Annotated in this window: 13 protein-coding genes; 10 read left to right on the top strand and 3 right to left on the bottom strand. The window is 73.7% G+C overall.

The window, feature by feature from the left end:
* Together HK417_RS23700 and serB are read left to right on the top strand one after the other, a co-directional pair.
* A partial coding sequence (locus HK417_RS23700; RefSeq protein WP_222272940.1) for a cytochrome c oxidase subunit I occupies positions 1–627 on the top strand: 627 nt, incomplete at its 5' end.
* Between the two features lie 98 nt (positions 628–725).
* On the top strand, positions 726–1985 hold the full coding sequence (serB, locus tag HK417_RS23695) for a phosphoserine phosphatase SerB (protein WP_222272937.1): 1260 nt from the start codon (positions 726–728) through the stop codon (positions 1983–1985).
* A gap of 9 nt (positions 1986–1994) precedes the next feature.
* Here the strand turns inward: serB and HK417_RS23690 are convergent, their stop codons facing one another.
* A complete protein-coding gene (locus tag HK417_RS23690; protein WP_222272934.1) occupies positions 1995–2561 on the bottom strand; it encodes an isochorismatase family protein in 567 nt (188 codons plus the stop codon).
* 91 nt (positions 2562–2652) lie between these two features.
* Positions 2653–3954 (bottom strand): nicotinate phosphoribosyltransferase, encoded by a 1302-nt coding sequence (locus tag HK417_RS23685; protein ID WP_222272931.1) that lies wholly within the window; start codon positions 3952–3954, stop codon positions 2653–2655.
* 59 nt (positions 3955–4013) lie between these two features.
* Between HK417_RS23685 and clpS the strand changes: the two genes are divergently transcribed.
* Together clpS and HK417_RS23675 are read left to right on the top strand one after the other, a co-directional pair.
* Positions 4014–4310, top strand: coding sequence for an ATP-dependent Clp protease adapter ClpS (gene clpS, locus HK417_RS23680; protein ID WP_222272929.1), 297 nt, complete (start codon positions 4014–4016; stop codon positions 4308–4310).
* A 73-nt stretch (positions 4311–4383) separates the two neighbouring features.
* Complete coding sequence (locus HK417_RS23675) at positions 4384–4881, top strand: DUF2017 family protein (RefSeq protein ID WP_222272927.1); 498 nt, start codon at positions 4384–4386, stop codon at positions 4879–4881.
* Here HK417_RS23675 and HK417_RS23670 read toward each other — a convergent pair.
* A complete protein-coding gene (locus HK417_RS23670; protein WP_222272925.1) occupies positions 4820–5173 on the bottom strand; it encodes a hypothetical protein in 354 nt (117 codons plus the stop codon). The two genes, HK417_RS23675 and HK417_RS23670, sit on opposite strands and share 62 nt — an antisense overlap.
* Positions 5174–5248: 75 nt before the next feature.
* Here HK417_RS23670 and HK417_RS23665 point away from each other — a divergent pair, with 75 nt between their 5' ends.
* From HK417_RS23665 to HK417_RS23640, 6 genes are all read left to right on the top strand, one after another.
* Positions 5249–5722, top strand: a complete 474-nt coding sequence (locus tag HK417_RS23665) for a Mov34/MPN/PAD-1 family protein (protein ID WP_222272922.1) — start codon at positions 5249–5251, stop codon at positions 5720–5722.
* A gap of 123 nt (positions 5723–5845) precedes the next feature.
* Positions 5846–6124 (top strand): MoaD/ThiS family protein, encoded by a 279-nt coding sequence (locus HK417_RS23660; protein WP_222272920.1) that lies wholly within the window; start codon positions 5846–5848, stop codon positions 6122–6124.
* Between the two features lie 44 nt (positions 6125–6168).
* A complete protein-coding gene (locus tag HK417_RS23655; RefSeq protein WP_222272918.1) occupies positions 6169–7119 on the top strand; it encodes a PLP-dependent cysteine synthase family protein in 951 nt (316 codons plus the stop codon).
* Positions 7119–7907, top strand: a complete 789-nt coding sequence (locus HK417_RS23650; RefSeq protein ID WP_222272916.1) for an HAD-IA family hydrolase — start codon at positions 7119–7121, stop codon at positions 7905–7907. Before HK417_RS23655 ends, HK417_RS23650 begins: the two co-directional genes overlap by 1 nt.
* A gap of 73 nt (positions 7908–7980) precedes the next feature.
* Positions 7981–8799: a glutamate racemase gene (gene murI / locus HK417_RS23645; protein WP_222272914.1), complete on the top strand. Its 819-nt coding sequence runs from the start codon at positions 7981–7983 to the stop codon at positions 8797–8799.
* The gene (locus HK417_RS23640; protein ID WP_222272912.1) at positions 8796–9536 is read left to right on the top strand and encodes an MBL fold metallo-hydrolase; all 741 of its coding nucleotides are present in this window, start codon (positions 8796–8798) and stop codon (positions 9534–9536) included. Before murI ends, HK417_RS23640 begins: the two co-directional genes overlap by 4 nt.
* The last annotated feature ends 67 nt before the right edge of the window (positions 9537–9603 follow it).

The following is a 9603-nucleotide window of genomic DNA, read 5'->3' as shown; positions in this document are numbered from 1 at the left end:
CCGCTGGACTGGCACGTCAACGACAGCTACTTCGTCGTCGCGCACTTCCACTACGTGGTCTTCGGCACCGTCGTCTTCGCGGCCTACTCCGGGCTCTACTTCTGGTTCCCGAAGATGTGCGGCCGGATGATGGACGAGAAGATCGGCAAGCTGCACTTCTGGCTGACCTTCCTCGGTTTCCACGCCACGTTCCTCATCCAGCACTGGCTGGGCAACGAGGGCATGCCGCGCCGCTACGCCGACTACCTGCAGTCCGACGCCGGCGGCAACTTCACGCTGATGCACACGGTCTCGACGATCGGGTCGTTCGTCCTGGGCGCCTCGGTGATCCCGTTCGTCTACAACGTGGTGAAGTCGTGGAAGCACGGCCGGCTCGCGCTGCGGGACGACCCGTGGGGCCACGGCAACTCGCTGGAGTGGGCGACGTCCTCGCCGCCGCCGCGGCACAACTTCACCGAGATCCCGCGGATCCGCTCCGAGCGCCCGGCGTTCGAGCTGCACTACCCGGAGATGGTCGAGCGGCTCCAGATGGAGGCGCACGCGGGCAAGAAGCACGAGCCCTACGCCAGTGAGGTCGGTCTCAGCGCGGGCAGCCGTCAGGGTCCGAACGACAAGGACTTCACCTAGACAGGGACCGACCGACGCCCCGCCAGCCACGGCTGACGGGGCGTCCGTCGTCCCGGGGGCCTGCAAGCCCGTCGCGGGCGGTCGGGCACGATGACGGCGTGACCGACCGCGTTGCCGTCCCTGCGTCCAGCGACCCCCGGGCCGGGGTGGACGTCGAGGCCCTGCTCACCGTCACCGGCGAGGACCACCCCGGGGTGACCGCCGCGCTGTTCGCCGCGCTGAGCGCCACCGGGCCCGCTCCGCTGGAGGTGGTCGACGTCGAGCAGGTCGTCGTGCACGGCCAGCTGGTGCTCGGCGTCGTCGTCCGGGAGGTGGGTGGCGCCGGGGACCTGGTGGCCCGGCTGAGCACGCTGGCGGCCGACGTCGCCCGGGCCACCGAGATGACCGTGACGGTGACCGAGGTGGACACCGGGGGCGCGCCGCCGCGCGTGGCGCGGCACCACGTCATCGTGCTGGGCCGGCCGGTCCCGCCCACCGCGGTGGCGGGCGCGGCCCGGGCGATCGCCGGGGTCGGCGGCAACATCGAGGCGATCCGCCGGCTGTCCGACTACCCGGTGACCAGCTTCGAGCTGACCGTCTCCGGCGCCGGGTCCACGGCGCTGCGCAGCGCGCTCGGCACGGTCGCCGCCGAGACCGGGACCGACATCGCCGTCGAGGCGGTGGGGCTGGCCCGGCGCAGCAAGCGCCTCATCGTGCTGGACGTGGACTCCACGCTGGTGCGCGGGGAGGTGATCGACGAGCTCGCCGCGCGGGCCGGCCGGGCGGCGGAGGTCGCCCGGATCACCGCGGCGGCGATGAACGGCGAGCTGGACTTCGAGCAGTCGCTGCGCGCCCGGGTCGCCGTGCTGGAGGGGCTGCCGGTCGGCGTGCTCGACGAGGTGCGTGAGCACCTGGTGCTCACGCCGGGGGCGCGCACGCTGATCCGCACGCTGCAGCGCCTGGGCTTCCGGTGCGGGATCGTCAGTGGTGGGTTCACCCAGATCACCGACCAGCTCGCCGACGCCCTCGGGCTGGACTTCGCCGCCGCGAACACCCTGGAGGTCGTCGACGGCAAGCTCACCGGCGGACTGGTGGGTGAGGTGGTCGACCGCGCGGGCAAGGCGCGAGCACTGGCCCGGTTCGCCGCGGAGCACGGCATCCCGCTGGAGCAGACGGTCGCGGTCGGCGACGGCGCCAACGACCTGGACATGCTCAACGCGGCGGGCCTGGGCATCGCCTTCAACGCCAAGCCGGTGGTCCGGGAGCAGGCGCACGCGGCGCTCAACCAGCCCTACCTGGACGCCGTCCTCCAGGTGCTCGGGTTCACCCGGGAAGTCGTGCTGGACGCCGCACCCGCCGAGGTCGCCTCGCCGGTGTGACGCCCCGGCTCAGCCCCGGCGGACGGTGCCCTCCAGCTGCACCCCGGCGGCACGCAGCTGCTCGAGCGCGGCGTCCACGGTCCCGTCGGCCACCCCCGCGGTGAGGTCCAGCAGCACCCGCGTCCGGAAGCCCGCGGCCACCGCGTCCAGGGCGGTGGCCCGCACGCAGTGGTCGGTGGCGATGCCGACGACGTCGACGTCCTCGACGTCGTGCCCGCGCAGCCAGTCGGCCAGCCGGACGCCGTCGCTGGTGCCCTCGAACCCGGAGTAGGCGGCGGCGTACTCGCCCTTGTCGAACACCGCCTCGATCGGCCGCCGGTCCAGGTACGGGTGCAGCTCGACGCCCGGCGTCCCGACGACGCAGTGCGCGGGCCAGGTGTCGAGGAAGTCCGGCTGCTCGGCGAAGTGACCGCCCGGGTCGACGTGGTGGTCGCGGGTGGCCACCACGTGGTCGTACCCGGCCGCGGCCGCGTGGGCGCTGATCGCCCGCGCCACCGCCTCGCCGCCGGCGACGGCGAGGCTGCCCCCCTCGCAGAAGTCGTTCTGCACGTCGACGACGACCAGGGCTCGGCTCATGCGCCCATCCTGCCTGGTGACGTGCTGGAGCGGCCTCCGTGCAGAGTCCCGCCGCGAGCCTGCGAGTGGCGGGGGGCACGGGGATCCTTCATCAGGGCGTCACGACCTCCACCGCGCAGTCGCCGCGCGACAGCGCCCAGGCCTCCGGGGGCAGGGCGGCGCGGACCCGCTCGTGGTGGAGGCGGGCCTCCACGAGCGCCTGGGCCGGCGTGACGTCGTGGAGCACCCGGCCGCCCTCGACGAGCGGGACGACGAGCTCCCGGTCGCCGTCCTCCGGCGGGATGAACCCGCTGCTGATCACCTCGGCGACCGCCGTCCCGTGCTCGTCGTGCCGGCGGACGGCGCGCTTGCGGCCACCCACGGAGTGCTTGCCCTCGGAGCGCTTCGCCACCGGGACGCCGTCGCGCTCGACGAGCTTGTAGACCATGCCCATCGTGGGCGCACCGGAGCCGGTGACCAGCGAGGTGCCGACGCCGTAGCCGTTGACCGGCGCGGCCATCAACCCGGCGATGGCGTACTCGTCGAGGTCGCTGGTCACGATGATCCGGGTCCGGGTCGCGCCGAGCTCGTCGAGGAGCTCCCGCGCGTGGGCGGCCAGCGTCGGCAGGTCGCCGGAGTCCAGCCGGATGCCGCCGAGCTCGGGGCCGGCCACCCCCACGGCCGTCCGGATGCCCTGGTCGACGTCGTAGGTGTCGACCAGCAGCGTGGTCCCGGCCCCGAGGACGGCGACCTGGGCGCGGAAGGCCGCCTCCTCCTGGTCGTGCAGCAGCGTGAACGCGTGGGCGCTGGTGCCCGTCGTCGGCACGCCGTAGCGCCGTCCCGCCTCGAGGTTGGACGTCGAGGCGAAGCCGGCCAGGTGCGCGGCGCGGGCGGCGGCCACCGCCGCCTCCTCATGCGTGCGCCGGGACCCCATCTCGATGCACGGTCGCCCGCACGCGGCGCCCACCATGCGGGCCGCAGCCGAGGCGATCGCGCTGTCGTGGTTGAGGATCGACAGGACGAGCGTCTCCAGCAGCACCCCCTCGGCGAAGGGGGCCCGGACGGTCAGCACCGGGGAGCCCGGGAAGTACAGCTCACCCTCCGCGTAGCCCTCGATGTCGCCGCTGAAGCGGAAGTCGGCCAGCCAGTCGAGCAGCCGGGGATCGGTGAGGCCCTGCTCCCGCAGGGCGGTCAGCTCGACGTCGCGGAAGCAGAACCGTGGCAGCGCCTCGAGCAGCCGGGAGGTGCCCGCGAGCACGCCGTACCGGCGGCCGTGCGGCAGGCGGCGCGCGAATGCCTCGAAGACGCAGTCCCGGTTCGCGGTGCCGTCGGTCAGCGCGGCGGCGATCATCGTCAGCTCGTACCGGTCGGTGAGCAGCGCGGGGTGCAGCGGAGGCGCATCCGGAGTGGCCATGATCGGCAGCGTAGGGCGGGAGGCGGCGTCGCGGCCCGCCGACCGCCTAGAGTGACCGCGTGGCCGGACCGCTCGCGCCCGAACGGGCGCCCGACACGACGACGGACGAGGAGTTCGACCTCGACCGGCCGTGGGTCACGGTCGTCTGGGACGACCCGGTCAACCTCATGACGTACGTGACGTTCGTCCTGCAGGAGCTGTTCGGCTACGACGAGCCGACCGCCACCCAGCTCATGCTGCAGGTGCACCACGAGGGCAAGGCGATCGTCAGCTCGGGGCCGCGGGAGCGGATGGAGCACGACACCAACCGGCTGCACGCGTACGGGCTGTGGGCCACCTACCAGAGGGACACGTGAGCGAGCTCGCGAGCTCACGCAGGAGCGCAGCGGCCAGGTCTCTCCAGCCGTCGCGCGCCAGCGAGGAGACTCGATGAGACCGTTCCGTCGCCGCGGCGAGGAGGTCGTCGCCCGGCTGGTCGACGCCGAGGCCGGCATCGTCACGCTGCTGCTCGACCAGCTGGAGCAGCTGCTGACCGCCGACCGCGCCGACACCGGCGGGGACCCGGTCGTGGAGCGGCTGTTCCCCGCCGGGCACACCAGCGACCCCGAGGTCGCCGCGGAGTACCGGGAGCTGACCGAGGACGGCCTGCGCACCGGCAAGGCCGCGGACCTCGCGACCATGCGGGCCACGCTGCCGCCCGACGGCGGGGAGGTGCGGCTGGATCCCGAGCAGGCGCGGGCGTGGCTGCGCACCACCAACGACCTGCGGCTGGCGCTGGGCACCCGCCTCGGGGTCACCGCGGAGACCGAGCCGCCGGACGACCCGAGCAGCGACGAGGGCCAGCAGCTGGCCGTCTACTACTGGCTCACCGCCGTCCAGGGCTCGCTCGTCGACGCCTTGGCGGGCGGACGAGCCGGCCGATGGTGAGCACCACGAGGGTGGCCACGAGCAGGTCGGCGACGAAGAAGACGTAGACCAGGCTCGGCACGTCCACGCCCTTGATCAGGCCGCCGATGCAGGACAGCAGGGTGATGCCGGACAGGGTGGCGAGCAGCACCAGGCCGATCAGCCGCCCGAGGACCAGCAGCGCGAGCTCCATCCGCTCGGAGCGCTCGTTGGTGTTCCGGCCGCTCCGGTGGAGCAGCCGGCGGCTGCCGAGGACCAGCGCCGGCACCGGGAGCGCCAGCACGCCGATCACCATCAGGACCTCGACCACCACGGTCGGCGACGCTATCGGAGGCGCCGGAACGGGGGAGGGGCGGTCCGCGTCGGCGGTGCCGCCTAGACTGGGCCCGTGCTGCGCATCGACCGCGCGACCTACGACGCCATCGTGGCCCACGCCCGGGAGGACCACCCGGACGAGGCCTGCGGTGTCGTGGCCGGGTCGGAGGGCAGCGACCGCCCAGAGCGCTTCATCCCGATGCTCAACGCGGCGCGGTCGCCCACGTTCTACGAGTTCGACAGCGCCGACCTGCTGAGGCTGTACCGGGACATGGACGACCGGGGCGAGGTCCCCGTCGTCATCTACCACTCGCACACGGCCACCGAGGCCCACCCGTCGCGCACCGACATCAGCTACGCCTCCGAGCCCGAGGCCCACTACGTGCTGGTGTCCACCCGGGAGCACGGGTCGCAGACCGGCCTGGCCGGCGACCAGGTGGAGTTCCGCAGCTTCCGCATCGTCGACGGGCAGGTCACCGAGGAGGACGTCGAGGTCGTCGAGTCCTATCTCTTCGGCCACTCGCCGACCGCCGTCGTCTACGACTGAGCCCCAGCTCACCCCGCGGCCGGAATCCCCGGTCGCCGTGCGTCGTTGCCCACCGGCAGACGCACCACCCGTCGCGCTGCGGCGCGTGCCCGACCCCCACGACCCGCGAGGAGTTCTCCAGCCATGGCCATCGAGGTCCGGATCCCGACCATCCTGCGCACCCACACCGGCGGCAACAAGACCGTCCAGGGCTCCGGCGACACCCTCGCCGCCCTCATCGACGACCTCGACGCCCAGCACTCGGGCCTGAAGAACCGGCTGGTCACCGAGGAGGGCAAGCTGCACCGCTTCGTGAACGTCTACGTCAACGACGAGGACGTGCGGTTCACCGGTGCGCTGGACACCGCGCTCAAGGACGGCGACTCGGTGACGATCCTGCCCGCCGTCGCCGGCGGCTGCTGACCGGGAGCCTCCCGCCCCGGAACCGCACTTCCCAGGAGACCGCCATGGCCCGCTTCGCCTCGCTCGTCGACTCCCTCGGCAACACCCCGCTGGTCGGGCTGCCCCGGCTGTCGCCCACCCCGGACGTCCGGCTGTGGGCCAAGCTCGAGGACCACAACCCCACCGGTTCGATCAAGGACCGCGCCGCCATCTCGATGATCGAGGCGGCGGAGAAGGAGGGGCTGCTCCAGCCCGGCGACACCATCCTGGAGCCCACCAGTGGCAACACCGGGATCTCGCTGGCCATGGTCGCCCGGCAGCGCGGCTACAAGCTGATCTGCGTCATGCCGGAGAACACCTCCGTCGAGCGGCGCCAGTTGCTGGAGGTGTACGGCGCGCAGATCATCAGCTCCCCGGCGGCCGGCGGCAGCAACCAGGCCGTCGCCGTCGCGAAAGGCCTGGCCGCCGAGCACGACGACTGGGTGATGCTCTACCAGTACGGCAACCCGGCCAACGCCGAGGCGCACTACACGGGGACGGCGCCGGAGATCCTGGCCGACCTGCCGTCGATCACCCACTTCGTCGCCGGGCTGGGCACGACCGGCACGCTCATGGGCTGCTCCCGGTACTTCCGCGAGCACAAGCCCGACGTCCAGGTGATCGCCGCCGAGCCGCGCTACGGCGAGCTGGTCTACGGGCTGCGCAACATCGACGAGGGGTTCATCCCCGAGCTCTACGACGCCTCGCTGCTGGACTCGCGGTTCAGCGTCGGGCCGGACGACGCGGTCCACCGCACCCGCCAGCTGGTCGAGCGGGAGGGGATCTTCGCCGGCATCTCGACCGGCGCGATCCTGCACGCGGCGCTCGGCATCGCCGACCGGGAGGTCGCCGCCGGCCGCAAGGCGGACATCGTCTTCATCGTCTGCGACGGCGGCTGGAAGTACCTGTCCACCGGCGCCTACGCCGGCACGCTGGAGGAAGCGACCGCGGCGCTGGAGGGGCAGCTCTGGGCGTGATGAAGGTCGAAGGACCCCCGTTCCCCCCACCCTTCGCAGGCTCGGGGCGGGCCCCTGAGAGGGGGCCTGACGCCCACCGCTCGCAAGCTCGCGGCGGGCCCCTGCAAGGCGGCCGTTCCAGCACGTCACGGGACGGTGGCCTGCTGCTGCCCGCGCGCGGGCTGCTGTTCGACAACGACGGCGTCCTGGTCGACTCCGAGCCGAGCGTCGTCCGCTCCTGGAGCCGCTGGGCGCGGGACCACGACCTGGACCCCGCGGAGGTCATGGCCGCGGTACCGGGCCGCCGCGTGGCCGACACCGTCGCCCTGTTCGTCAAGCCGGCCCGGGTCGAGGAGTCGGTCGAGCTCATCACCCGGTACGAGCTGGAGGACGTCGAAGGCACCACGGCCGTGCCCGGCGTCCTGGAGCTGGTGCCGCAGCTGGCCGGCGTGCCGTGGGCCGTGGTCACCTCCGGCGTCCGGGAGCTCGCGACCGCCCGGCTCCGCGCCGCCGGGGTGCCGCTGCCGGCCGTCGTCGTCACCGCCGAGGACGTCCTCGCCGGCAAGCCCGACCCGGAGCCGTACGCCACCGGCGCCGAGCGGCTGGGGCTGGCGCCGGCGGACGTGATCGTCCTGGAGGACAGCGCGAGCGGGATCGCCTCCGGGCTGACCGCGGGTGCCACGGTGCTCGGCATCGGTGAGGCGGCCCTGGACACGCCCGCCCCGACCGTCGCCCGTGACCTGACCGGCGCCCGCTGGACCGGCAGGGGGCTGGAGCTGCCGTCGGCCGCGTTGCTGCGCCGGCCCTGAGCGGGAACGAGACCGGCGTCTCCCCCGTCACCGGAGCGGACCGTCGGAGGGGGCGGTTAGCCTGGCGCGCGTCATGAGCAGCCCTGCCGCAGCCGATGCGCCGATCGGCATCTTCGACTCCGGCGTAGGCGGGCTCACCGTCGCCCGCGCGGTGCTCGACCAGCTGCCGCACGAGGCGGTCCGGTACGTCGGGGACACCGCCCACGGTCCCTACGGGCCGCTGCCGATCGCCGAGGTGCGCCGGCACTCCCTCGCGGTGATGGACGACCTGGTCGCGGCCGGCGTGAAGATGCTGGTGGTGGCCTGCAACTCGGCCAGCGCCGCATGCCTGCGCGACGCCCGTGAACGCTACGACGTGCCCGTGGTGGAGGTCGTGCTGCCGGCGGTGCGCCGGGCCACCGCCGCCACCCGCAACGGCCGGGTCGGCGTGATCGGCACCCAGGCGACCATCACCAGCGGCGCCTACGAGGACGCCTTCGCCGCCGCGCCGCACATCACGGTCACCAGCGCCGCCTGCCCCAGCTTCGTGGACTTCGTCGAGCGCGGGGTCACCACCGGCCGGCAGCTGGTGGGGCTGGCCCAGTCCTATCTCGACCCGCTGCTGGGCGCCGGTGTGGACACCGTCGTCCTCGGCTGCACCCACTACCCGCTGCTCACCGGCGTGCTCGGCCTCGTCCTGGGGGACGAGGTCACGCTGGTGTCCAGTGCCGAGGAGACGGCGAAGGACGTGTACCGCGTGCTCACCCGCACCGACCTGCTGCGGAACCCGGACGGGCCGCCGCCCGAGCACCGCTTCCTGGCCACCGGCGACCCGGAGCCCTTCGCCCGGCTCGGCCGCCGCTTCCTCGGCCCCGAGGTCGACGCGGTGACCCAGGCGGGGGCGGTGGCGTGAGACTCACCGTCGTCGGCTGCTCCGGCAGCGCCCCCGGGCCGGCGTCCCCGGCGTCCTGCTACCTGGTGCAGCTCGGGGAGTTCTCGCTGCTGCTCGACCTCGGCAACGGGGCGTTCGGCGCGCTGCAGGCGGTGCTCGACCCGGCCGACGTCGACGCCGTCTACCTCACCCACCTGCACGCCGACCACTGCCTGGACGCCGCGCCGTTCATGGTGTGGCACCGGTACTCGGGTCGCTCCGACGGCCGGGCGGTGCCGATGTACGCCCCGGTCGGAGCCGACCGGCGGCTGGCCGCGGCCTACGACAGCGACGGCGGGCCCATCGACGACGTCTTCGACGTGACGCCGATCGGCCCGGGGAGCTGGACGCTCGGCCCGTTCGAGGTGACCACCGCGCGCACCGCGCACCCGGTCGAGTGCTACGCGGTGCGGCTCACCGCGGGCGGCCGGTCGCTGGTCTACACCGGCGACACCGGCCCCAGCGACGCGGTCGTCGAGCTGGCCCGCGGAGCCGACCTGCTGCTTGCCGAGGCCGCCTACCCCGACGTGCCCGGGCTGCCCGGCGGGCTGCACCTGACCGGGCGGCAGGCGGGCGAGCAGGCGGCCGCCGCCGGCGTGGGCCGGCTGCTGGTCACCCACGTGCCCTCGTGGGTCGACGCCGCCGCCCAGCTGACCGCGGCGCGGGCGGTGTTCCCGGCGGCCGAGCTGGCCCGCCCCGGCGGCGTCTACGAGGTCTAGACGAGTAAGTCCGAAGCCGATCAGTGGTCGTAGGCGATCAGGGATCGGGTGATCGGCTGGCCGGTGG

The organism is Modestobacter marinus (assembly GCF_019799945.1).
GTDB classification, from domain to species: Bacteria; Actinomycetota; Actinomycetes; order Mycobacteriales; family Geodermatophilaceae; genus Modestobacter; species Modestobacter marinus_B.
The sequence above is the reverse complement of the archived record's forward strand: the minus strand, read 5'-3'. Positions and strand labels throughout refer to the sequence as shown.

What these genes read in the sequence shown, in the direction of transcription:
- HK417_RS23690 (WP_222272934.1), bottom strand. Translation starts at nt 2,561, where the DNA reads ATGAGCCGAGCCCTGGTCGTCGTCGACGTGCAGAACGACTTCTGCGAG.
- HK417_RS23685 (WP_222272931.1), bottom strand. Translation starts at nt 3,954, where the DNA reads ATGGCCACTCCGGATGCGCCTCCGCTGCACCCCGCGCTGCTCACCGAC.
- HK417_RS23675 (WP_222272927.1), top strand. Translation starts at nt 4,384, where the DNA reads ATGAGACCGTTCCGTCGCCGCGGCGAGGAGGTCGTCGCCCGGCTGGTC.
- HK417_RS23660 (WP_222272920.1), top strand. Translation starts at nt 5,846, where the DNA reads ATGGCCATCGAGGTCCGGATCCCGACCATCCTGCGCACCCACACCGGC.
- HK417_RS23655 (WP_222272918.1), top strand. Translation starts at nt 6,169, where the DNA reads ATGGCCCGCTTCGCCTCGCTCGTCGACTCCCTCGGCAACACCCCGCTG.
- HK417_RS23650 (WP_222272916.1), top strand. Translation starts at nt 7,119, where the DNA reads ATGAAGGTCGAAGGACCCCCGTTCCCCCCACCCTTCGCAGGCTCGGGG.
- murI (WP_222272914.1), top strand. Translation starts at nt 7,981, where the DNA reads ATGAGCAGCCCTGCCGCAGCCGATGCGCCGATCGGCATCTTCGACTCC.